Origin of the sequence: Paraburkholderia sp. 40 (genome assembly GCF_050434105.1) — a bacterium.
Taxonomy (GTDB): Bacteria; Pseudomonadota; Gammaproteobacteria; order Burkholderiales; family Burkholderiaceae; genus Paraburkholderia; species Paraburkholderia tuberum.
Genome location: NZ_JBNPVY010000004.1, coordinates 950,881 through 974,982, shown reverse-complemented (window position 1 = coordinate 974,982; position 24,102 = coordinate 950,881). Strand labels below are relative to the sequence as shown.

Annotated in this window: 13 protein-coding genes and 4 pseudogenes; 7 read left to right on the top strand and 10 right to left on the bottom strand. The window is 65.0% G+C overall.

Annotation, left to right across the window (positions count from 1 at the left end; all coding sequences use genetic code 11):
* The first annotated feature begins 24 nt into the window (after nt 1–24).
* Complete coding sequence (locus tag OKW28_RS26135) at nt 25–2,151, top strand: D-(-)-3-hydroxybutyrate oligomer hydrolase (RefSeq protein WP_429450049.1); 2,127 nt, start codon at nt 25–27, stop codon at nt 2,149–2,151.
* Between the two features lie 109 nt (nt 2,152–2,260).
* On the opposite strand, the gene OKW28_RS26130 is transcribed toward OKW28_RS26135, so the two are convergent.
* The 5 genes from OKW28_RS26130 to OKW28_RS26110 form a co-directional block, all read right to left on the bottom strand.
* Entirely contained in the window at nt 2,261–5,128 is a 2,868-nt protein-coding gene (locus OKW28_RS26130) for an Hsp70 family protein (protein WP_429450047.1), read from the bottom strand.
* A 5-nt stretch (nt 5,129–5,133) separates the two neighbouring features.
* Complete coding sequence (locus OKW28_RS26125; protein WP_429450045.1) at nt 5,134–6,981, bottom strand: Hsp70 family protein; 1,848 nt, start codon at nt 6,979–6,981, stop codon at nt 5,134–5,136.
* On the bottom strand, nt 6,978–7,541 hold the full coding sequence (locus tag OKW28_RS26120; RefSeq protein ID WP_429450044.1) for a DUF2760 domain-containing protein: 564 nt from the start codon (nt 7,539–7,541) through the stop codon (nt 6,978–6,980). Before OKW28_RS26120 ends, OKW28_RS26125 begins: the two co-directional genes overlap by 4 nt.
* Before the next feature lie 333 nt (nt 7,542–7,874).
* Nucleotides 7,875–8,453 (bottom strand): hypothetical protein, encoded by a 579-nt coding sequence (locus OKW28_RS26115; RefSeq protein WP_429450043.1) that lies wholly within the window; start codon nt 8,451–8,453, stop codon nt 7,875–7,877.
* 224 nt (nt 8,454–8,677) lie between these two features.
* Nucleotides 8,678–9,922: a tyrosine-type recombinase/integrase gene (locus tag OKW28_RS26110; protein WP_429450042.1), complete on the bottom strand. Its 1,245-nt coding sequence runs from the start codon at nt 9,920–9,922 to the stop codon at nt 8,678–8,680.
* Between the two features lie 545 nt (nt 9,923–10,467).
* Between OKW28_RS26110 and katG the strand changes: the two genes are divergently transcribed.
* Nucleotides 10,468–12,726 (top strand): catalase/peroxidase HPI, encoded by a 2,259-nt coding sequence (katG, locus tag OKW28_RS26105; protein ID WP_429450041.1) that lies wholly within the window; start codon nt 10,468–10,470, stop codon nt 12,724–12,726.
* Between the two features lie 235 nt (nt 12,727–12,961).
* On the opposite strand, the gene OKW28_RS26100 is transcribed toward katG, so the two are convergent.
* Nucleotides 12,962–13,978 (bottom strand): alcohol dehydrogenase, encoded by a 1,017-nt coding sequence (locus OKW28_RS26100; protein ID WP_429450039.1) that lies wholly within the window; start codon nt 13,976–13,978, stop codon nt 12,962–12,964.
* Nucleotides 13,979–14,184: 206 nt separating this feature from the next.
* On the opposite strand from OKW28_RS26100, the gene OKW28_RS26095 reads away from it, so the two are divergent.
* The 3 genes and pseudogenes from OKW28_RS26095 to OKW28_RS26085 form a co-directional block, all read left to right on the top strand.
* On the top strand, nt 14,185–14,742 hold the full coding sequence (locus OKW28_RS26095; protein ID WP_429450038.1) for a carboxymuconolactone decarboxylase family protein: 558 nt from the start codon (nt 14,185–14,187) through the stop codon (nt 14,740–14,742).
* A gap of 37 nt (nt 14,743–14,779) precedes the next feature.
* Nucleotides 14,780–15,655, top strand: a complete 876-nt coding sequence (locus OKW28_RS26090; RefSeq protein ID WP_429450037.1) for a helix-turn-helix domain-containing protein — start codon at nt 14,780–14,782, stop codon at nt 15,653–15,655.
* 88 nt (nt 15,656–15,743) lie between these two features.
* Nucleotides 15,744–16,334, top strand: a pseudogene (locus OKW28_RS26085) (amine dehydrogenase large subunit); the annotation flags it as partial.
* 46 nt (nt 16,335–16,380) lie between these two features.
* On the opposite strand, the pseudogene OKW28_RS26080 reads toward OKW28_RS26085, so the two are convergent.
* Both OKW28_RS26080 and OKW28_RS26075 read right to left on the bottom strand, forming a co-directional pair.
* Nucleotides 16,381–16,968: pseudogene (locus tag OKW28_RS26080) on the bottom strand (SDR family NAD(P)-dependent oxidoreductase); the annotation flags it as partial.
* Nucleotides 16,969–17,121: 153 nt separating this feature from the next.
* The gene (locus OKW28_RS26075) at nt 17,122–17,814 is read right to left on the bottom strand and encodes an NnrU family protein (RefSeq protein ID WP_429450036.1); all 693 of its coding nucleotides are present in this window, start codon (nt 17,812–17,814) and stop codon (nt 17,122–17,124) included.
* A gap of 359 nt (nt 17,815–18,173) precedes the next feature.
* Here OKW28_RS26075 and OKW28_RS26070 point away from each other — a divergent pair.
* Together OKW28_RS26070 and OKW28_RS26065 are read left to right on the top strand one after the other, a co-directional pair.
* A pseudogene (locus OKW28_RS26070) lies at nt 18,174–18,693 on the top strand (sulfotransferase family protein); the annotation flags it as partial.
* Between the two features lie 178 nt (nt 18,694–18,871).
* Nucleotides 18,872–19,591: a response regulator gene (locus tag OKW28_RS26065; RefSeq protein WP_429450034.1), complete on the top strand. Its 720-nt coding sequence runs from the start codon at nt 18,872–18,874 to the stop codon at nt 19,589–19,591.
* 282 nt (nt 19,592–19,873) lie between these two features.
* Here the strand turns inward: OKW28_RS26065 and OKW28_RS26060 are convergent, their stop codons facing one another.
* Both OKW28_RS26060 and OKW28_RS26055 read right to left on the bottom strand, forming a co-directional pair.
* Entirely contained in the window at nt 19,874–23,446 is a 3,573-nt protein-coding gene (locus OKW28_RS26060; RefSeq protein ID WP_429454461.1) for a YadA family autotransporter adhesin, read from the bottom strand.
* Nucleotides 23,447–24,058: pseudogene (locus OKW28_RS26055) on the bottom strand (ESPR-type extended signal peptide-containing protein); the annotation flags it as partial. It lies immediately after the preceding gene.
* Between the last annotated feature and the right edge of the window lie 44 nt (nt 24,059–24,102).

Below are 24,102 nucleotides of genomic sequence, written 5' to 3'. Positions count from 1 at the left end.
GTATAAATGACGGAGACAGAAACGATGACAACAGCGAAAAAAATCCCGGCGGCCATGCGCAACCCTTGGAGGCTCGGTACCGCGGCGACCGTGATGGCGTCCGCAATCGTGCTGGCGGGCTGTGGCAGCGGCAACGACGGGCTGCAACCGCCGGCGCCGAGCAACGTGCTGCCTGGCTTCATCAAAAGCGCGGTGACGACGAAATCTTATGACGGCAACAGTGACGATCTGCTGACCGCGGGCCTCGGCAAGACCGGCCTCGCATCGGCGAAGGCGCCCACCATCGCGAATGCGGCGCAACCTACGGCCGCCGAATTGCGGCGTCTCGCGATCTGGTCGAACTATCGGGCGCTCGTCGACATGACGGCGAACGGCGGGTATGGACGCTTCTGGGGGCCCAACGTCGACCTGAACGGCAACGACACGCTCGGCGAAGGCAAGATCGCGGGCAAGGAATACCTCGCCTATGCCGATGACGGCAGCGGCGCGCAGAACGTTAGCCTGCTCGTGCAGATTCCCGCGAGCTTCAATCCGGACCAACCGTGCATCGTCACCGCGACGTCGTCCGGTTCGCGCGGCGTGTACGGCGCGATTTCGGCGGCCGGCGAGTGGGGCCTGAAGCGCGGCTGCGCGGTGGCCTACACCGACAAGGGCAGCGGCAACGGCGCGCACGAACTGTCGACGAATCGCGTGACGCTGATCGACGGCACGTTGCAGGATGCGACCGCCGCGGGCACGGCGAGCCTCTTCACAGCGAAGCTCGGCAGCAGCACGCTGGCGGCGTTCAATGCGCAGTTCCCGAACCGCTATGCGTTCAAGCATGCGCACTCGCAACAGAACCCCGAGCAGGACTGGGGCAAGAACACGTTGCAGGCGATCCAGTTTGCGTATTGGGCGCTCAACGATTCGTACGGCGCGTTGAATGGCTCGACGCGCACGGTGCGCTATGCGAGCGGCAGCATCACGACGATCGCCGCGTCGGTCAGCAACGGCGGCGGCGCGTCGCTCGCGGCGGCCGAGCAGGACACGTCGGGTCTCATCACGGCAGTGGTGGTCGGCGAGCCGCAGATCAATCTGCGGCTTGCACCGCAGGTATCGGTCGCGCAGGGCGGCGTGCCGGTCGGCGCGTTCGGCAAACCGCTCGCCGATTACATGACGCTCGCGAACCTGCTGCAGCCGTGCGCCGCGCTCGCGCCCGCCGCGACCGGCGCACCGTATCTGACCGCGCTGCCGAGCGCGACCACCACCGCGCTGCGCACCGCGCGTTGCGCGTCGCTCGCGGCGGCCGGCGTGATCGCGGGAACGGATACGGTCACGCAGGCCACCAATGCGCTCGCGCTGCTGCATCAGAACGGCTATCAGACCGACTCGGACCTGCTGCAAGCGCCGATGTGGGACTCGCAGGCGGTGCCGGCCGTCGCCGTGACCTATGCGAATGCGTATGCGCGCGCAAGTGTCGCCGACAACCTGTGCGACTTCAGCTTCGGCACCACCAGCGCGGCTGGCGCAGCCGGCGTGACGCCGGCGGTGTCGCCGATGCTGACGGTGTTCGGCAACGGCAACGGCGTGCCGCCGACCAATGGCATCAACCTCGTCTACAACGCGGGCGCCTCCGGCGCGGTCGATCATCGGCTCGCGACCGCCGATGCGAGCTACGCGGGCGCCGCATGCCTGCGCGCGCGGTGGACAAGCGGTTCGTTGAATGCCAGCGTCGATGCAGTTCGCGTGAATGCGAATCTGCATGGCACGCCGACCATCATCGTGCAAGGACGCGCGGATGCGCTGGTGCCGATCAATCACGCGTCGCGGCCGTACCTCGGATTGAACCAGGTGGCCGAGGGCAGCGCGAGCAAGCTGGCGCTGTACGAAGTCACGAACGGTCAGCACTTTGACGCGTTCCTCGGCGTCGCCGGTTTCGATACGCGTTTCGTGCCGTTGCACTACTACAATCTTCAGGCGCTCAACCTGATGTGGGCTCATCTGAAGAACGGCACGCCGTTGCCGCCGTCGCAGGTGATCCACACGATACCGCGCGGCGGCGTGCCCGGAGCCGCACCGGCGCTGACCACGGCCAACCTGCCGGCGATCGCGGCGACCCCGGGTGTCAATGCGATTTCCGCAACGAATGGAGCCGTGAACGTGCCGAATTGAGCGGCGCGTGCCGAAGCAATGCGCGCACACAGGTATCCGCCTGTGTGCGCGTTGCTGTGCATCTGGACGCCGCACGAGCGGTGCTGAGCTTCGCGCCGCGCAAAACGCTTTAGCCGCCGATCAGCTTCAACCCGACCGGCAGCGATTCGCCGAACACGCGACCTTCGTCTGCGTTATCGAGCGCGACGACTTCGCTGACCATCGTGACCCAGGCGCGCGGCGCGCTCGCCGCTTCGAGGCGTCGCACGACGCTCGCGCGCAGCGCGTCGGGCAGATCGCGCGAGCGGTCGCCGGTCATGCGGGCGATCTGGACGGCCGCGAAGGCGGCGGGGTCGACCTTCTTCCAGTCGAGCGCGAGGATCGCATCGAGCCATTGCGCGGCGACCTCGGGCGGCACGACGCTATGCGCGCTGCCGTAAAACGGCTGGCGCGCGCCGATCCGTCCGACCGCCCACCAGCTTTGATGGTTTTCCGCTGGCTTTTTCAGGCGAGCGAGCACCGCCTCGCCGAGTTCGATCTTGCGTTCGGCCGGAATCCGTTCGAGCGATGCGGACAGGCGCACCATATCGGCGAAGCCGGTCTTCGCGACATCGAACGGCAGCTTGTGACGCGATTGCGCGGCCTTCTGCAGATAGTCCATCGCGTCGAGCACGCGCAGCTGCGCATCTTCGCCGAGGCCACCGGCCGCGCGGCGCCACAGCGTCCACCATTCCGACCATACCTGGCTGTCGGTCACGTACTGGATGCCATCGTCGAACAGCGTCCACAGTTGCTCGACGCGCCATTCGTCGAGCGGATAACCGAAGCCGGGCCGCACGCAATAGCCGGCCAGATTCAGCCACAGCCGTTCGTGATCGGCCGAGCGGCGGCGGCGGCGCGCGCGCTCCCACAGCGCGCCGAACAGTTCGCGCAGCGACGCGCTGTTCCAGCTGTCGCGCGGGCCGAGCAGATGTTCGAGCTGCGCGCGCAGTCGTTTGATCTCCTTCGGGTCGACGTTTTGCGCGCGGGCGCCGAAGCAACGGTCGATCAGTTCGATCGCGCGATCGAGCGCCGGGTGGCGTTGCGGTGCGCCCTCGGCGGATAGATCCACTTGCGCGTCGGCGTGGCGCAGCTGGAATTCGAGCAGCCAGCGTTGCGATGGCTCGTCGAGCTCGATGCAATGGACGTCGAGCGTGCCGACCTCGGTCAGCGACGTCGCGATGCGCACGGCGGTTTCGCGAGCGCGATGGCCGTCACGTGGCTGGATGATCGTCGCGATCGGCGGCAGACGCACGAAGTCGCCGCCCGCGAGGTCGACCAGTTCGCCGGGCTGATACGCGGTGTCCGCGCTCGACGACACCAGGTGAAAGCGCACCGGATGCCCGAGCCGCAGCGCGAACGTGCGGTCCGCGATCAGAATCTCGTGACCTTCCTCGGTGCCGCGCGGCAGCAGGCAGATGCCGCGTTGCGCCGGCGCCGCGTCCGGCTCGGCGTCGTCTTTGCCGGCCGGCGTTTCGTCGAGCACCAGAAAATAGCTGCGCGGCGAACCGCCGCCGATTTTCGGCGCGAAGCCCGCGCGCGCGAGCGTATAGGCGACCGCACCGCGCGCGACCGCGACGTCCGGGTTGTCGTTGTGCAGCACGTTGAGCGGCGCGCCGCGCCACCCGCCGAGCGTGTCGGCCAGACGCCGCGACAGCGCGTCGGCGCGGAACACGCCGCCGTTGAGCAGCAGCGTGTCGGGAACGGGCAGGGCGGCTGTGCCGGATGCGTCCGGCGTGCTGGAATCCGCGCCCAGGGCCTTGCGCGACTGCGCGGCGAAACGTTCGAGAAATGCCGCGATATGCCGCGTGACCGCCGCATCGGTCGCGTACGGCAGGCCGAATTCGACGATCGCGCCGCGCGGCCGGCCCGGACGCTCATCGGCGGCCACCCGCGGCAAGAAACCATCGACGATGATCTTCTCGACCTCGTCGCGCGTGATCTGCGTCGTGCGCGCGCCGCCGATCAGCTTGGAGCCCGCGCCGAGCAAGGTGACCGGCGCCGACTCGGGCGCCTGCGCGCCGAGCAATTGCTCCTTCGCGACGCGGCATCGCTCGACCAGCTGCGACAGGCTCGCCGCCGATAGCCGTTGCGGCGCCTGCGCACCGCCGCCGGCACCACCCAACAGCCGCGCCTCGACCAGATGCGCGAGCGCGAGGTCCATGTTGTCGCCGCCGAGCATCAGATGATTGCCGACACCAACGCGCGTCAGGCGCGGCTCGCCGTCGTCGGACAGGCCGACTTCGATCAGCGTCAGATCGGTGGTGCCGCCGCCGACGTCGCAGATCAGCACGAGCCGGGTGTCCGCCAACTCGTCGGCAAGCGTGTCGCGATGCCGGAACAGCCAGTCGTAGAACGCGGCCTGCGGCTCTTCGAGCAGCCGCAGCGACGGCAGCCCGGCGAGCCGCGCCGCTTCGACGGTCAACGCGCGCGCGCCTTCGTCGAACGATGCGGGCACCGTCAGCACGACGTCCTGCTGTTCGAGCGGCGCCTTCGGAAAGTGCTGGTTCCATGCGGCGCGCACGTGCGCGAGGTAGCTCGCGCTCGCGTCGAGCGGCGAAATCTTGCGGACGTCGTCGGGCGCGCCCCACGGCAGGATCGGCGCGACGCGATCGACCGACGCGTGCGACAGCCAGCTTTTCGCGCTCGCGACGAGCCGCCCCGGCACCTGCGCGCCGAGCAGCCGCGCGAGCCGGCCGACCACGACCGGCTGCGTCGCGTCCTTGCCGTGGCCCGACGCCGCACGCGCACCGGACCAGGGCAACTGCAGATCGGCCGCGCTCAGTTCGCCGTCGGCCGCCTGATAGCGCACCGACGGCAACAGCGGCCGCGCGGCGACTTCGCCGGGGCTCACGAGTTGCTCGATCTCGAACACACGAATCTGCTGCGATCCGGCTTGCGCGTACGCGAGCACCGTGTTGCTGGTGCCCAGATCGATGCCGACGCTGTACCGCTTCATGTCAATCACGCATTCGCGTTGCCGCGCACGTCGAATTCGACTTTCCAGCGCTCATCGGAGCCGCGCGGGATCGCTTCGAGTTCGAGCGTGCCCGCCTCGGTCACGCGCGCGTGCAGCTTCACCGGCACGACTTCGCCGGCGGTGCGGCCGGCCGCCGGCAGCGTCGCCTGGATTTCCTCGAGTTCCTGCAACTCCTCGGGGCCCCAGTAATCGAGCAGCGTGCCGACCTGATCCTGACGACGCACCGACGAGCCGAAGAAGCGGAAATGCACGGGCTCGCCGACGACCAGCCCGAACTCCTGCGCGGGCAGTTCGGCGTCGGTGCCTTCTTCCATGCCGAACGGCGCGACGCACAGCGCCTGCACCGGCGGCTCGAGCCCGGGCACGGCCGGCATCGCCGATTCGATCGCGATGTAGTACGCGCGCGCGGTGCCGCCGCGAATCCGCACGCCGCGGCCGCGCCGCACGTAGCCGTAGTAGGCCGCGCCGCGCGCGACCGCCAGATCGAGGTCCGCGCCTTCGAGCAGACGGGCGGGCGCCGCGCCTTCGGCCGCGAGCCAGCCGTTCAGCGTGCCCATGATCCGTTCGACGAGCAGCGTCGACTTGAACACGCCGCCGTTGAACAGCACCGCGGTCGGATGCAGGAAAGTCGCGTTGGGCGCGACATGCTCGCGCAGCCCTTCGAGTTCCGCCAGCGCGCCGACCTGACGCCCGAGGAACGCCGCCAGATGCCGCGTGATGCCCGCGTCCTGCGCATACGGCAGGCCGAGCTGCGTCAGACCGACCCGAGCACGGCTCACCGGACGCGCGGCGCTGTCGATCTGCGGGAAGAAGCCGTCGAGGATCGTCTGCGTCAGTTCGGCGCGCGTCAGCTCGGTGCGGATCGAGCCGCCGATCAGCTTCGAGCCGCGGCTCGGCACGACGAGCGGCACGGTGTCGGTGGCGGGGTCGCTGAGCAGCGTTTCCTTCGCCGCGCGGCACGCGTAGGTGAGCGCGCGCAGTTGCCACGCGTCGGCCTGGGTACCCTGCGCGGCGAGCTTGCGCGCGACCACGTGCGCGAGCGCGAGGTCCATGTTGTCGCCGCCGAGCAGGATGTGATCGCCGACCGCGACGCGATGCAGTTCGAGATTGCCGTCGCGCTCGATCACCGCGATCAGCGACAGGTCGGTCGTGCCGCCGCCGACGTCGACGACGAGGATGATGTCGCCGACCTCGACCTGCTTGCGCCACTGTCCGCCGCTCTTCTGGATCCAGCTATAGAGCGCCGCCTGCGGCTCTTCGAGCAGCGTCATGCGGGTGAAGCCGGCGGCCTCGGCGGCCTCCGCCGTCAGCTCGCGCGCCGCGGGGTCGAACGACGCGGGGATCGTCACGGTGACGTCCTGCTCGCCGAACGGCGCGTCCGGATACACGTGGTCCCACGCCTCGCGCAGGTGCGTCAGGTAGCGCACCGAGCTTTCGAGCGGCGACACACGCGCGACTTCGGGCGGCGCGTCGTTCGGCAGAATGCCCGCGCGCCGGTCGACGCCCGGATGGCACAGCCAGCTTTTCGCGCTCGACACGAGCCGGATCGGCGTGCCGGCGCCGCGGCTGCGCGCGAATTCGCCGACCGCGAATTCGCGCTGGCCGGTCCACGGCAGGTAGAGGTCGCCGGAGGCCAGTTCGTCGGGATGCGGCAGGTACAGGAACGAGGGCAGCAGCGGCAGATTATCGATTGCGCCGGGGCCCGTGAGCTGGGCGATCGACAGCACGTCCTGGGTGGTTTTCTCGCCGTCGCTCGCGTGCGTGTCCACGTAGGACAACGCGCAGTGCGTGGTGCCGAGATCGATGCCGATCGAATAGCGTGCGTCGCTCATAGCTCCACCTCCGCCGGTGCGATGACTTTTGCGTTATGACCGTCCGCCAGCTTCGGCAGACGCACATCCTCGACGCGCCAGCCGCGATGGCTGATGCTGCCGTTGAACGGCGCACTGCCGACCACGTTGCCGGTCAAACGGACCGAGCTCGCGTCGAAGCCCGCGGGCAGCGTCACGCGGCTACCTTCGGCTTCGTCGCGCACCGGGCGGATCGTGAAGTGCTCGCGCAGCGTCGCGCGGCAGCCTTCGTGCACGAGGCGCGCGGCCGCGCCGATGTCGGCGTCGCTATAGGCCTTGATGTCTTCCTCGACGAAATCGATGAAGCGCGCGTCGCGTTGCAGCAGGCCGAGCAGTTGCAGCGCGGCGTCGGGGGAGGCCTCCTTCAGCACCGGCGCGGGTTGCGGCTTCGGTTGCGGGGCGGCGGCGGGGGCCGCGCCGATCTTTTCGCCGTTGCGCAGGCGCAGGACGTCGGCGGCGAAGTCGCCATTGCCGAGAATGCTGAAAAACGTGCCGACGGCCAGCGAAATGCGGCCGAGGAAGGATGGTTTCGAATCGCTCATAAAGGCTCCTGATCTGCTCTGTTGGGGACGAGCGGTCCTCGCCGCGCCGCGTGCGCCGGGCAGCGAAGCTGACGGGCCGGGCGGGGCTGTGATGTTGCGGGTCGGCGCGCGGCCCGGGGCAACGATGCAACCGCCGGGCCCGAAAACGGTTTGGGACGCTTCGCGACCGGGTCGGCCGCGCGTGCGGCGCGCGCAAAACCCGTATTTTGCCTTGCGGCGCGCCCGACGCGGGCAAAGCCGGCAATTCTAGCGGGCAATGGGGTGGGATTGGCGGGGAGTTGGGGGAAGCGGGCGATGCAGGAAGGCGCTTTGGCAGCGCGCCTATCAGCGACGTTACGACTTCTTCGGATCCTTCGACACCCGCTTTGCCGATGGTGCGGGCGCGGGCCTGACCGGCCCGGCGGCGTGCATGACGACGCGGCGCGGTTGTCCGTGCGGGACCGTCGCGGGTGCAGACCTGACCGGTCCGGCGGCGTGCCTGTCGGCTCGCGGCGGCTGTTCGTGCGCGGCCATCGCCGGCGCCGGGCCGCCCGGGTGCCCGAGCGGCGGATGCGCGCCGCCCGGATGCTCCGGCAGATGACCGTCATGGCTCGCCATCACGCGATGCAGTTCCTCACGGCGATGGAAAACCTCGGCGCGATGATCACCATGAGAATAGAATTGGCGATGCCGGACGCCGTCCCGGCCGACGACCCAGATATACGTATCGCCGCCGACGATCACCACATCGCGATCGACCACATTGGCGACGTACACATCGGTCGGCAACGGCTGATACGCGGTCACGGTCACTTCGTTGACCCGGTTCGGGGCGCTGACGAGCCGGCCTTGCCCACTGGTCACGCAGCCTGCGAGAAAGGTAGCGCACGCAGCCGACGCCAACAGCGCGTTTGTGATGGTTTTCAAGTTCATTCCCCGGTTTGTATTAGTTATTTATCGAGCGACGCCCGTTTAACGGTCGGCGTTTTGCATTCTTGAGATATGGATCGACGACCAGGGAAATGAGCGGGTAAACGCGCTGGCGCGCGCAGGCGCAAACGCATGCCCGGCGCGCATCGCCTGATGAATTGATCCAACTCGGAAATAGAAAGAAATAACGCAAAAATTCCGGCGTGTTTCACACGCCCGATCCGCGCTTAATTGCCGCCCGCATTGCCGTCTTTAGACTTCGCGTCGTCCCAGTTCATCCGGTGTCGATTAACGGTCTCGGTATGCCGCGCGTCGTCCTCGGTGTGGAGGTAAAGACTGGTCGTATTCAGCGAAACGTGGCCGAGGTTGTCGCGGATCGTGCGCAGATCGACGCCGCCGTCCGCCTGGTGCGAACCGGCCGTATGCCGCAGCCAGTGCGCCGACGCGCGCTCGAGCTCGTCGGCGCGATCGGTGAATTCGGGACCGCGCGCACGCAGCCACATGGCCGCGCCCGCGAAGATGCCCTTGATCGCGTCGTGAATCGCCGAGCGCGACAGGCAGCGGTTGCGGCCCTTGAACGGCAGCACGAGCGGCGTTTCCTCGGCGCGGGTCGGCAGGGCGGCGAGGCCATTGACCGTGCGGTAGCCGCGCAGCTCCTGAACCAGTTCGGCCGACACCGGCACGATCCGCTCCTTGTCGCCCTTGCCGAGCGTCTCGAGCCACCACTGGTCCTGACCATCGGCGCCGAGCCTTCTGAAGAACTGGCCCATCTGCCCGCCAGCCACCTCGGAAATGCGCATGCCCTGCAAATAGAACAGCGTGGTCAGCCAGCGGCAACGCGCGTAGTAGGCGCGTTGCGCATCGGTATCTTGCGGCAGCTGCTCGACGAACAGCTTCACTTCGTCCCACAGCGACGTCGACAGATAGCGCGTCACGCGCGGCGCCGAGCGCTTCGCGCGTTGTCGCAGGAGCGCCATCGGATTGCCGCGCAGATAGCCGGCATTGACGAGCCACGTGAACATCGCGTTCAGGATGATCAGCGCCTGGCGCTGGCTGGCCGGCGACAGCGGCCCGTTGAACGGCCGCCAGCGCGCGTCGCCGCGCGCGTACTTGCCGCCGTTCGCCGACACCCAGCGCGTGGCCGGCTGCGGATCGGCGATGAACGCCTTGAACAGCAGCAGATCCTCGTGAGTGAGCGACGACAGCGGCTTGCCGAGCTGCACGACGGCCCACAGCAGCAGCCGCTCCGCTTCCTTGCGGTAGTTGTCGAAGGTGGTCTTGGTGTCCGCGTAATTGGACAGCCAGGCGCGCACGGCGTCGAGGTCGTTGCGCGCCGATAGCTGCGAGTTTTCCGCCGCGCCGCGATTGGTGCCGTCGCGGCCATCGAGCAGTTCCGGCACGACGAGCGATTCGACGGGCTGGACGGTGGCGAGCTCAGCGTTCGGGGCAGCTTTCGGCACGGCTTTGGACACGGTTCGGGACACTCCTCGGGCGCACGCCGGTTGGCGTCATTCTGCTCCGCTCAGGTGCTGTCAGAAGCGCTCGCCTGAAAAGAAAGCAGTGCCCACTCTGTTGCGGACGAAACGCGAAACCCTATCACACAGTCGGCTGCGCCTGGCGCAAAACAGCCAGGTGCGCTCAAGCTTCGACGCGGTGACGATCGATCGGCATACAGTGATGCAGGGCGCCGCTCGTTTTCCGCCCGCTATAGTCGCCGTCTATTACCAGCATTGCCGTATTCGAATTCTATTGAACTTTGTCCTCGCCTATATTCGAATAGGAGTGGCGCGCCGACCGGAGTCATCCGTTACAGAAACGGCTACGTTTCACTCGACCCTGGATTTCATGAGTGCACTGCCGAGTCATTCGGCTGACCGTCGGGTTTTCGGATCGTCAAATTGCCACGCAAGCCTGACACGATGACAAACGCATAACAAGTACCTTGCATGGGATTGGAGAAAGTGCCGAGGCACCGACTCCGATCGACAACGGAGACATCCTCCAAAGGAGAGAACGCATGTCAAACGAAGCAAAGTGCCCGTTCATCCATACCGCCGGCGGCGGGACGACCAATCGAGACTGGTGGCCGAAGCAATTGCGCCTCGACCTGCTCAACCAGCATTCGAACCGCTCCAATCCGCTAGACAAAGACTTCAACTATGCCGAGGCGTTCAAGAGCCTCGACTACACCGCGGTCAAGAAAGACCTCGCCGCGCTGATGACCGATTCGCAGCCCTGGTGGCCCGCGGACTTCGGCCACTACGGTCCGCTGTTGATCCGTATGGCATGGCATAGCGCCGGCACGTACCGCATCGGCGACGGCCGCGGCGGCGCAGGGCGCGGCCAGCAACGTTTCGCGCCGCTCAACAGCTGGCCGGACAACGTGAGCCTCGACAAGGCGCGCCGACTGCTGTGGCCGATCAAGCAGAAGTACGGCCAGAAAATTTCGTGGGCCGACCTGATGATCCTGAGCGGCAATGTCGCGCTCGAAACGATGGGCTTCAAGACTTTTGGTTTCGGCGGCGGCCGCGAGGACACGTGGGAACCGGATCAGGACGTCTACTGGGGCAATGAAAAGACCTGGCTCGGCGGCGACGTGCGCTACGGCAAGGGCGCGGCCGGCAGGGAAAGCGACGAAGGCGTGATCGTCGCCGACGAGGAATTGCACGGCACTGAGAAGAGCCGCACCGATCCGCCCGGACGCAACCTCGAAAACCCGCTCGGCGCGGTGCAGATGGGCCTGATCTACGTGAATCCGGAAGGCCCGGACGGCAATCCCGATCCGCTCGCCGCGGCAGTCGACATCCGCGAAACGTTCGGCCGCATGGCGATGAACGACGAGGAAACGGTCGCGCTGATCGCCGGAGGCCACACGTTCGGCAAGACGCACGGCGCGGGTCCTGCCGATAGCGTCGGCCCTGTACCGGAAAGTGCTGGCCTCGAGAACCAGGGGCTCGGCTGGCGCAGCAGCTTCGGCACCGGCAAGGGCGGCGATACGATCTCGAGCGGAATCGAAGTCACGTGGACCGCGACGCCGACGCAGTGGGACATGAGCTACTTCCAGAGCCTGTTCGGCCACGAGTGGGAGCTGACGAAGAGCCCGGCGGGTGCGAACCAGTGGGTCGCGAAGGACGCGCAGGCCACGTATCCGCACGCGCACGACCCGTCGAAGAAAGTGCTGCCGACGATGCTGACGACCGACCTGTCGCTCCGCCTCGACCCGATCTACGAAAAGATCTCGCGGCGCTTCATGGCCAACCCCGACGAGTTCGCCGACGCGTTCGCGCGCGCGTGGTTCAAGCTGACGCACCGCGACATGGGTCCGCGCGCCCGCTATCTTGGCCCGGAAGTGCCGTCGGAGCAACTGCTGTGGCAGGACCCGATTCCGGCCGTCGATCACCCGCTCGTCGACGACAAGGACGTCGCGGCGCTGAAACAGAAGATCCTCGCGTCGGGGCTGTCGGTGTCGCAGCTGGTCACGACCGCGTGGGCCTCGGCCTCGACGTTCCGCGGCTCGGACAAGCGCGGCGGCGCCAACGGCGCGCGCATCCGGCTCGCACCGCAGAAGGACTGGGCCATCAACCAGCCCGCTGAGCTCGCGAAGGTGCTGAAGGTGCTCGAAGGCATCCAGAGCGAGTTCAACGGTGCGCAGTCCGGCGGCAAGAAGATTTCGCTTGCCGACCTGATCGTGCTGGCGGGTGGCGCCGGTATCGAGCAGGCCGCGAAGAACGCCGGGCAGCAGGTGACGGTGCCGTTCTCGCCGGGTCGCATGGATGCGTCGCAGGAGCAGACCGACGTCGAAGCGATCGCGGTGCTGGAGCCGGTCCACGACGGCTTCCGCAACTATCTGGGCGGCAAGTTTCCGGTGGCGGCGGAGAAGCTGCTGATCGACAAGGCGCAACAGCTGACGTTGGCGGCGCCCGAGATGACGGTGCTGATCGGCGGCCTGCGCGTGCTGAAGGTGGGCGCCGGCAGCGATGGTGTGCTGACGAGCAAGCCGGAAACGCTGTCCAACGACTTCTTCCGTAACCTGCTCGACATGGGTACGGAATGGACGCCGGTGTCGGAGGCCGCGGAAACGTTCGAAGGTGCCGACACGAAGAGCGGCGAGGTCAAGTGGACCGGTACGCGCGTCGATCTGGTGTTCGGCTCGAACTCGGTGCTGCGCGCCTTGAGCGAGGTCTACGCGAGCGAGGACGGCAAGGAGAAATTCGTGCGCGACTTCGTTGCCGCGTGGGTCAAGGTGATGAATCTGGATCGTTTCGATCTGGCTTGATCCAGCCAGTGCTGGCGAGTGGTTCTTTGCCACGTCGACGCAGTTTTTGAAGGTGGATTTGCGAAGTCATCGAGCGCGCTTGCCGGGATGCCGGCAGGCGCGCTTTTTCTTCGCCTCGTCACTGCTTCCGCGCCGCCGCCTTTCAGATGTTCGAGCACCGGGTGCCGATGACACCCGTGCTGCCCGTAACCAGTATGGTCATACAATCTCCATTGCCTCCGCCGGAGGCAACCACTCAGACCATCTTCAACACCACCCTGAAACGCGCGTGACCGCTCATCATCCGGTCGAAGGCCTGCGCTGCCTCGGCGAGCGGATACTCTTCGATCATCGGCTTGACACCGGTGAGCGCGCTGAACGCGAGCGTGTCCTGCGAATCGGCCGAGGTGCCGGAGGGCCAGCCTTGCACCGAGTTGCGTCCCATGATGAACTGCACGATCGGCACTTCGACCGGCTCTTCGGACACGCCGACCATCACGAGCTTGCCGTTCAGGCCGAGACCGCCGAGCGTCGCGGTCATCGCCTTGCCGCTCGTCACCGTGGCGAGTATCAGCTTCGCGCCGCCCAGTGCCTGCAGCTTCTCGGCGACGTTTTCCGTTTTGCTGTCGATGTAGTGATGCGCGCCCAGTTGCTGCGCGAGCGGGGCCTTGTCCTGACCGCGCGCGATCGCCACCGTGCGAAAGCCCATCTTGCGCGCGAACTGCACGCCGAGATGACCGAGACCGCCGATCCCGAGAATCGCGACCACGTCACCGGCGCGCGCGCCGCTATTGCGTATCGCGTTGAACGTCGTGATGCCCGCGCAGAGCAGCGGCGCGGCATCGACGTCGGACAGATCGTCGGGAATGCGCGCCAGGGCTTCGACCGGGGCCACCATGTATTCGGCGTAGCCGCCGTCGTAGCTGATGCCGGGGATGAGGGCGAACTTGCACAGCACGAAGTCGCCCTGGCGGCAGTGTTCGCATTTGCCGCAATGCCCGCCGTGCCAGCCGACCCCGACACGCTGCCCGACCTGCCAGCCCTCGACACCCGCACCGACAGAGTCGATCACGCCCGCGATCTCGTGACCGGGCACACGCGGATAGGCCAGGCCCGGCCACAGGCCTTCCTTGGTCATCGCATCGCTATGGCAGATGCCGCAAGCCTGAATCCTGATACGCACATGGCCCGCGCCCGCCTCGGGCACTTCGCGTTCGACCAGTTCGAGCGGGCCGCCGGCCTGCTTCACTTCGACTGCTTTCATCTTGGGCATGATGTTCTCTCCTTTCCAGTGACGAACGGGACAAGAGGGGAACAAACTCCAAAATGATAGTCCGCGTCCAGGCGGCTCGCCAGAAAGAAGCCGCCGCCGCATGGTTGATGGCGATGACATCCGATGTAATTGGCGAGCCGCGCGGCTGCCTCTACTCTTCGACTACCGCGCCGTCGCTCCGATGGCGCACACGTCAAGGAGATACCATGTCCAGCTATCCCGTTCACACGATCGAGTCCGCTCCCGAGCAATCGAAACCCGTGCTCCGCAAACTGCAGCAGGCGTTCGGCCTGATTCCGAACATCGCGGCCAAGATGGCGGCTTCGCCGGTGCTGATCAACGGCTTCATCGGCCTGTTCGAGCGCGTGCATGCGAGCAGTCTGACGGAACCGGAGATCCAGACGCTGCTGCTCACCAACGCGGTGACGAACGCGAGCGAATGGGCGGTTGCGTTTCATAGCGCGCTCGGCATGAACGCGGGCCTGCGTCGCGCCGATGTCGAGGCGATCCGCCACGGCGGCGTGCCCGACGACACGAGGCTCGCGGCGCTGTCGACGCTCGCGCGCACGCTGATCGAAAAACGCGGCCGCCTCGCCGATGAGGACCGGCAACGCTTTCTCGCGGCAGGTTTCAGCGCGGAGCAGATTCTCGAGGTGGTTGCGGTGGTCGCCGCGTCGACGATCACGAACTACACCGGCAGCGTGACCGAGCCGCCGCTCGAAACGCAGTTCGCCGAATTCGCGTGGCACGCGCCCGCGCGCTGAAGCGATCCCGTTCAGGCATCAACAGGAGGGCAACACCATGAACGTCACGAGTCACGATCCGAAAGTGCAGCCTGGCGATCTCGGCAGTCTGTTGCGCTATTGGCGTGACGTGCGTGGCGTGAGTCAGCTCGATCTGTCGCTCGAGGCCGGCATCTCGCAGCGGCAGATCAGCTTCATCGAAAGCGGGCGCAGCGTGCCGGGCCGCGACACGCTGCTGACGCTTGCGCAGACCCTCGACGTGCCGCTGCGCGAGCGCAATGCGCTGCTGCTTGCGGCGGGTTATGCACCGATCTATTCGGAAGCACCGTGGAATGCGCAGGAAATGCACGGCGTGGTTCGCGCGCTCGAACGGGTCGTGCGTCAGCATGAGCCGTTTCCGGCGCTCGTGATGGACCGCGACTGGAACGTGCTGATGACCAACGACGCGGCCCCGCGCTTCTTCAACTGCTTCATCGACATGACCGCGCGCGAAGGCCCGCGCAACATGCTGCATCTGATCTTCGATCCACATGGCATGCGTCCGTTCGTCGCCGAGTGGGAGGAGGTCGCGCGAAGTCTGTTGCAACGCGTGTATCGCGAGTCGGTCGGTCATGTAATCGGCGCCAACACGAAGCGTCTACTCGATGAACTGCTTGCGTATCCCGACGTGCCGCGCGACTGGAAGACGCATCATGGCTCGTCCACGACACCCGCGACGCTGCCGATGGTTCCGCTCGGCTTCATCAGCGAGGGCGTGGTGCTGCGCTATTTCTCGATGGTCACGACCGTGGGCACACCGCAAAACGTGGCCGCGCAGGAGTTGCGCATCGAATGCATGTTCCCCGCCGACGACGCCACCGAAGCACGCCATCAGCAGCTGCTCGCGGCGCATGCGTCCCCGCAACCTCCAATATCGGCAAACCGTATGCCGTGATGCGCCGACCCGCGTTTCAACGGCGAGCTGCCGCGGCATCACTTCGCGGTGATTCGCCTTGCAAAGAAAACGGAGATGGGCGCTGCTGATGGCGAGCAGCGTCGCGATATCGACTCAGGTACTCGCAGTCGAACAAGCAGAAGACCTGACGATCGCGAAGATGCCGGCGTAAAGCCCGCATCAGGTGTACGTCATGGACGTGAACTTCCGTTCGATGACGGACGCGCGCACGTACGTGATTGACGCCGATAGCAACCGCCTGCTCGGCCAGATCGATGCCGGCTTCGCGCCGGGTCTCGCGATCAGCCCCGACCACAAGACGAGCTACGTCGCGACGACTTACTTCGCGCGCGGCTCGTACGGCGGGCGTACCGACGACGTCGAAACGACCGACAACACGACACTGCAGATCACCGGCGAAGTCGCGATTCCGCCGAAGCACGCGCAAAGCGTGCCGTCGCCGTACAACACTTCGATGTCCAAAGAGGGCAGGTGGCTCTACGTGTCGAACATCACGCCCGCGACAGCGGTCACCGAGGTCAACACGGCCACGCATCAGGTCACGGCCGAAATCGACACGGACGGCTGCGTGCTCGCCTATCCGTCGGGTAACGACCGCTTCACGTCGCTGTGCGAAAGCGGCAAGGCGTTGACCGTCGTGCTCGGCGCGAACGGCAAGTAGAAAAGCCGTAAGTTATCCGACGCATTCATCGATGTCGCCAAAGATGCATCCCGGCGAGCGTCGCGTGTGATTCGGCGGGATGCATCGGCGACTTGATGATGCCGGGCGACACCGCGTTGGCGCGGATACCGGCGCGCGCGTATTCGATGGCGAGCGAACGCGTCGCGGCATTCAGGCCGCCCTTCGTCAACGACGCGAGCACCGACGGAACCTTGCTGTTCGCCTTTTCGGCGAGCGTCGTGGTAATGCTGACCACGTGACCGCTGCCGTGCTTCTGCATCGCGTCGATCGCGTACTGGGTAATGTAAAAGAAGCCGTTCAGGTTGACGCTCAGGATTGCCGCGTAGTCTTCGGCGGTATACTGCGTGAACGGCTTCGCGATGAAGATGCCCGCGTTGTTGACGAGCGTATCGACGCGTCCGAAGTGCTCGATGGCAGCGTCGACGACGCGGCGGGCGGTAGCGGCGTTGCCGATGTCGCCGGCCACAGCGACATAGTCGGCCTCGACGGCCGGTGCGATGGAACGAGCCGTGGCGACGACGCGATGACCCTGCGCGCGGAAGGCTTTGACGGTTTCAGCGCCGATGCCTTGCGATGCGCCAGTGACGATGACGACTTTGGAAGTGCTCATGGTTTGTCTCACAGTGTGATTGATCTGGCCTGCTGGCCGTTCGAATCGATGGACCCGATGGAGGGCACTGTAGGCGCATCCGCCGCGAATTCGAACACACACCGTGGACAAAGAGTCTTGCGCCACGAGAACAGATCTCGTGGAATCTGCCGGCTAGAGCCAGCGCCAGATGCCCGCGGGCCAACCGGAGAGCGGGATATGCGCCCAGGTCGCGACGAGCCAGAAAACGACGCCGCCCACCAGCGCGTGCATGCCGAACCCGCCCAGCCGCGCGCGGCCGGCGGCGATCGCCGCGAACGGCAGATAGCTCGTCTTCGATTCCCATGCGGGCCACAGATCGGGTTGCAGCCGCCGTTTCTTGCGGTCCTGTAGCGCGGCACCGACCAGCGCGAGGATGATGATCGCCCCGGCAAGCACGATGTTCCGGGTGACCGGGAACACGGCGATATGGCACAGTCCCCAGAGCGCGAACGACCACATCATTGGGTGACGGGTCACTGCGTACACGCCGCGCGCCGCGTCGGGAAACGCGGTGGGTCGGCCGCCGGTGGGCAACGCCGGGTTGCGGATCAGGGAGCCCATCAGAAGGATCGACGCGATCAGCATGAGCATGGTCACAACTGCCCACAGCGCGTCGCCTGCCGGCCATAGCGGATCGGAGACGGGCGTCCTGTCGTAAGCCATGACCATCCAGCCGAACGTCAGTATCGCAATCAGCGAATAGACGCCCATGGCGCCCCGTTCGCCGATTGCCCGGACCATACCCGCCCGCAGCGGATGGGACAGGAGAAAGTGGCTGGCGACAAAAGCGAATGCCGCCACGACAAGTATGTCGATGCTTTCCATTGGCCCGGCTCCTCAAGTCAGATGATCGGTCGACCGCGTGCATTGCGAGAATACTACTTCGCGCGCCACAACGAATGCAGCGATCGCTTCGCGATTTCGATTGCCGCGCGTCGCAAAACCTTGATTGGCAGTGTCGTCGTCGCAATGGCCGGGACACTCGGCATCGCATCGACTGCGCAAGCGGGGCAATGGGCCGCCAACCATCCCCGGCGCGTCGAAGTGAACAACCGTCTTGCCAACCAGAACAATCGCATACGTCGAGAGGCGAGGCTCGTAGTCTGCATAGCGTCAACGCCCCCGAGTATTAGAGACGCCAAACGATTGCGACTGAATCAATGTTCCGGGAACGCAGCTGGTGCTATCTCGAGCGCGTCGAGGCGCTTGCACAGGGCCGTTCGCGTCTCGTCGACAAGATGCCGGCCAATTTCCTGCGTGCCGGGCTGATTCCGCTGGTCCTGCCGGGCGCGCGCATCATTCACGCGCGGCGCAACCCGGTCGACACCTGTCTTTCCTGCTACACGAAACTGTTTGCGGGCGATCAGCCGTTCGCTTACGAGCTGACCGAACTCGGCGAGTATTCCCGTTACTACGAGCGGCTCATGGCACATTGGCGCAGCGCGCTACCGGCCGGGCGCTTCATCGAGGTCGATTACGAAGCGGTCGTCGATGACCTCGAAGGCGAGGCGCGACGTCTGGTGAATTTTCTCGACCTGCCCTGGGATGACGCTTGTCTGCGCTTCCATGAAAACCGTCGCGTCGTGCGCACCGCCAGTCTTAATCAGGTGCGTCAGCCGATCTATAGGAAGCTCGACAGGTCGCTGGAAGCCGTATGAGGCTTATCTTGGTCCATTGCTGGAGGCGCTGGACAGAACGGGTTAAGAGGGTTGCGCGTAGCGCATTCGATGTTTCGGGGAGGTTCATCCCGACTTACCTGGCTGCCAATCCGTCGACGCGATGAGTTAAACGCCTCATGTATTGCGCTGAAACGAAGCGCGAGATCGCATTATGTGAAGGTAAACCCGCCGAGCGCATATAGCTCACGGTGACTATCATAGTGATGTCCTATTTCAATGACATTGACAATATGGTCGCCTCCGAAATTCGGGTCATACTGGCTGATGACCACCCCATGATGCTGATCGGTATCGAACACGAGTTTGCAGAGGTGAGCACGATCCGACTGGTAGGGAAAGCCAGCAACTCGACTGAACTGATCGCGCTTCTCACGAACGCGCAATGTGACGTTGTCGTATCCGATTACGCGATGCCTGCGGGCGAATACGGTGATGGAATTGCTCTGTTTTCGTTTATAAAGCGCCGGTATCCTGACATCAAGATCGTTGTGCTGACGATGCTGGACAACCCGGCAGTAATACGTGCGCTCGTGACGCAAGGTGTAATGTGCATCGTGAGCAAGTCCGACGCTGCCACCCACCTTATCCCCGCCGTTCATGCCGTCCATCATGGCGGCAAATATTATTCGCCGACCATCAACGAGATCGTCCAGTCGATTGACTGGAACCGCCGGGGCAGGGGCTCCTCGGACGTCCTGAGTCAGCGCGAATCCGAAGTTGTGCGCCTTTTCGCATCGGGCCTGACGGTAAACGAAATTGCCGAACGGCTGAGTCGCAGCAAGAAAACCATCAGTACTCAGAAAATGAAAGCGATGGAAAAGCTCGGCATTGAGCGAGAAGTCGATCTGTTCCGATATGCGTTGGATAATGGAATGGTGACTTCGGCGCAGAAAACACCGGACAGTCCTCCTTCCACAGAATGAACACAGGAAGCGACCCTGCGCTTTCATCGCGCTGCTCGAAAAACCGTCAACCTTCTTTGTGCGGGGGGAATTGAAGCGAGTTACCGCTTGGCAACCGACGTCAGGTTGTCCGAAATGACTTAACTGCTAGAGTCCCGTTCACTGCAACTCTATCCTTGGGTGCGGCAAGTGGGCAAGGCAGGTTCTAGAAGGGCAGTTCAACTGCCACTTTGTTCCCACGAAAGAAGTCTGGGGATCGTGAAAAATCGGGAGAGGGCACACGCACCCTTTCCCGCCAACCGCTTACCACTGATACGAGGCACCAATCCCGGCAGTCGTGCCACCCGCGGACATCCCAACACCCGCTTTCACTTTGATGTTGTCCTTGATACGAGCAGTACCGCCCAGTGCGATCGCCTGATAACCGTTGTAAGTCGCTGCCGCGATACCGAACGACAGTTTCTTGCCTTGATCGACTTCTGGAATCATCGTCAGCGCGGTAGCGGCGGCGATTCCCGAGTAGGCGTTCCTGGCGAGATTGTTGACTGCCTGGTTGGTCGCGTTGATACGCTGATCGGTGTAGTTGTTGGCCTGCTGAACGCCTTGTGCGACCGAGCTGTTCATCTGACCGACATTGACTGCATCCGTGTCTGCGGTACCCGCTGCGACGTTGGTGATCTGGCGTTCGTGACCCGCTGAACCCACCGACACCGAGTTATCGCGGTCCGTCACCGAGCCCTGACCCAACGCCACCGAGTTCGCATTGCCAGCCTGCGAGCCCGTGCCGATCGCTGTCGAGTCGACGCCGGTCGCCGCCGCATTGGTGCCCACTGCCACCGCGTTCTCCGCTGCGGCGCTGGCGTTTGCCCCGACCACCGTGCTGCCCGCACCGGTACCCGGCATCGCCGCGTTAGCCACTGCGTCATTGTTGCGGTCCGACGACGAAACATCCGGGGTGACCGGCTGGATGTTCGACACCTGGGAACCGAGATCCTTCACCTGGCCGTTGAGATCCGTCACCTGGTCCTGCAACGCCGACAGCTGGCCGAAGTTCACCGCGTCGTACTGGCTCGTGCCGTTGGCCACATTGGTCAGGACCACCGGACCCGCGCCCAGGCCTCCACCCAGCGTCACGGAACCGAAGTTCACCGAACCGTCAACGTTACGGTCGTACTGCACCGCGCCCGACAGTTGCGTTCCGACATCGCCCACCTGGGTCTGCAGCTTCGTGATGTCCGTGGTGTTCTGCGTGACCCGGTCATCCAGGTTGGTGACGGCATCGCCTACGCTATGCAGGGTCGTACCGCCCACGCTGTAGCTCGGTGCGCTGATCGTGCCGTCCGCGTTCACGGTCGAGCCGCCACCCAGTGCCTGGGCCATGCTCGACGCCGTGCCATACAGCTGGCTGCCGTTCACCGCATCCACGCTCGACGCGTTCACCGCGCCTGCGGCCACGCCTGTCACTGTGCGGTCGCCCGCCGTGCCCGCCATGTTCACCACCGTACCGTCGGTGTCCTTGGCAACCGTAATGTCACGGGTGGTCGCGTCCTGCTGCACCAGACCCACCGAGCCATCAGCCAGTTGGTTCTGCACGTTCGTGATATTCGCGGTGTTCTGCGCGATGTCACTCGCGTTCTGCGTCGTACGGCCGTCGATGTTGGTAACAGCATCGCTGATGCTATGCACCGTCGTGCCGCCCACGGCGTAGCTCGGTGCGCTGATCGTGCCGTCCGCGTTCACGGTCGAACCGCCACCCAGTGCCTGGGCCACGCTCGATGCCGTGCCGTACAGCTGGCTGCCGTTCATCGCGTCCGTGCTGCTAGCCGACAGCGTACCGGCCGCCACATTCGTGATCTGGCGTTTGAGCGTCGCGTTGCCAACCGACACCGCATCGTCGCGGTCTGCGATCGAATCTGCACCCAGCGCCACCGAATTCGCCGCCTGTGCATTCGCCTTCGCGCCAAGTGCCGCGGATTTGTCGCCCGAGGCAGTCGAAAAGTTACCCATTGCCGCTGCACTTCCTCCCGTGGCAAGGGCGTTGTACCCCAGCGCAGAACTATCCGTACCCTGGGCCATCGCGCCTGCGCCGACCGCGGTTCCATGCGAGCCAGCTACGGTGTATGCGCCCAGCGCTACACCAGAATAACTATCGCTTACGGCCGTGTCGCCAAGTGCAATACCGCCCAGCGAAGCACGAGCGTTAGCTCCGATAGCAACACCATTGATATCCGTGTTGGAGCCGTTGCCCGAGACAAGAGGATTATTCCAGCTAGCGGTTGCTGCGCTGCCCACATTGGCGGATGCGCCCGCACCGACCGCAACCGACTTGGCTGCCGCGATCGCATCGTCCGTGCCATCCTCCAGGCCGCCCGCCTTGAAGTAGCGACTCGCGTTCGCGATTGCCTGGTTGGTCGCGTAGAGCTGCGAACCGTTCACCACTTCGGTGCTGGTGTCGCTCAGCGCACCGGCCTTCACGCCGCCCAGCGTGCGCACGCCATTCGCGCCGGTGAAGTCCACCGTTGTGCCGTCCAGGTCCCTGGCCACCGTGATGGCCTTGCTGGTCGCGTCCTGCTGCACCAGGCCGACGCTGCCGCCGTCCAGTTGCTGCGTCAGGTTCGTGACCGAGCCTTCCACGTTGGTCACGCGGCCGTCGATGCTGGTGATCGCCGTCGTGTTGGCCGCAACGTTCGTCGTGTTGGCCGCAATGCTGGCCGTGTTGGTCGTCACGTTCTGGTTGGTCGCGTGCAGCTGCGAACCATTCACCGCTTCGGTGCTGGTATCGCTCAGCACACCGGCCTTCACGCCGCTCAGCGAGCGAACGCCATCGGTGCCACCGAAGTCCACCGTCGTGCCGTCCAGGTCCCTGGCCACCGTGATGGCCTTGCTGGCCGCGTCCTGCTGCACCAGGCCGACGCTGCCGCCGTCCAGTTGCTGCGTCAGGTTCGTGACCGAGCCTTCCACGTTGGTCACGCGGCCGTCGATGCTGGTGATCGCCGTCGTGTTGGCCGCAACGTTCGTCGTGTTGGCCGCAATGCTGGCCGTGTTGGTCGTCACGTTCTGGTTGGTCGCGTGCAGCTGCGAACCGTTCACCGCTTCGGTGCTGGTGTCGCTCAGCGCACCGGCCTTCACGCCGCTCAGCGAGCGAACGCCATCGGTGCCACCGAAGTCCACCGTCGTGCCGTCCAGGTCCCTGGCCACCGTGATGGCCTTGCTGGCCGCGTCCTGCTGCACCAGGCCGACGCTGCCGCCGTCCAGTTGCTGCGTCAGGTTCGTGACCGAGCCTTCCACGTTGGTCACGCGGCCGTCGATGCTGGTGATCGCCGTCGTGTTGGTCGCGATGTTCGTCGTGTTCAGCGTAGTACGGCTGTCGATGTTGGTAATTGCATCACCGATATTGCTGACCGTGGTGCCACCCACACTGTAGCTCGGCGCGCTGATCGCGCCGGTCGTCGAGTTATAGACAGCATCACCGCCGAGCGCTGCTGCCGCACTGGCGCCAATGCTGTTCGACTTTGCCGCTTCCGATTGCAACTGGCTAACATTCACTGCATCCGTTGCAGCCGAACCCGCCGCCACGTTCGTCACGCGACGTTCACTGCCCGACGAACCCATCGACACTTCGCCGCTGGCCGTGCCCGACAGTGCAGTCGTACCCGGGTTGTAAGCTGCTGCGCTAAGGTCGGCCGTCGTGGTCGAACCCGAACCCAGGGCCACCGAGTTAGCCGCCGATGCAGAGGCGCCATGACCCAGTGCCACTGAGTTATCCCCTGCCGAATCAGCGAGCAGACCCATCGCAACTGAGTAGTTCCCTGTCGAATTGGCGTATGCACCCATCGCCATGGAGGCAGTCCCTTCCGAAGTAGCTAGCTGACCAATTGCAATGCCAGCGTCGCCTGTGCTAAGTGCGCCAAACCCCAAAGCGACTGAGTTCCTAGCCGATGCGCTCGCCTGAAGGCCGAGTGCTGTCGCCCCGTCCCCGCTTGCATTGGATTCTGCGCCGACTGCTGTGGAGCCCTCCCCACTCGCCGCGGCGCCTGCGCCGATTGCGCTTGACTGTACCGCGTTGGCGATTGCATCGCGACCAATTGCAGTCGCCTTGTCCGCAATGGCCCTGGCGTTATCACCGAGTGCCGCAGCACCATCGCCGACTGCGTTCGCATTCGTGCCGATAGCCGTAGCACTATATGCACCTGCCGACGTACCAGAAGTTGCGAAAGCGTTATACCCCATAGCTATGCTGTTGACATTCGTACCATCAGTCTTTGCCCCTGAGCCAATTGCAATCGAATGTAATCCCTTGGCGACACCTCCGCCCGCGTTGTACTGTGCGTGCGCTGCCGGCGCCCACGAGGCTACGGCCACAACCGCAGTCGCTACAACTGCACAAACCTTTGCCTTGTTACGCTTGCCGCCCGCAACAGCATTCTCGGAGGCTGCCACCCACGACCCAAGGGCTTCATTCCAGATAGTGCGATAGGACTTGTTCATTACATGATTCCGTTTAAAGTTTGAAAAGGAATTGAGTTATGCGA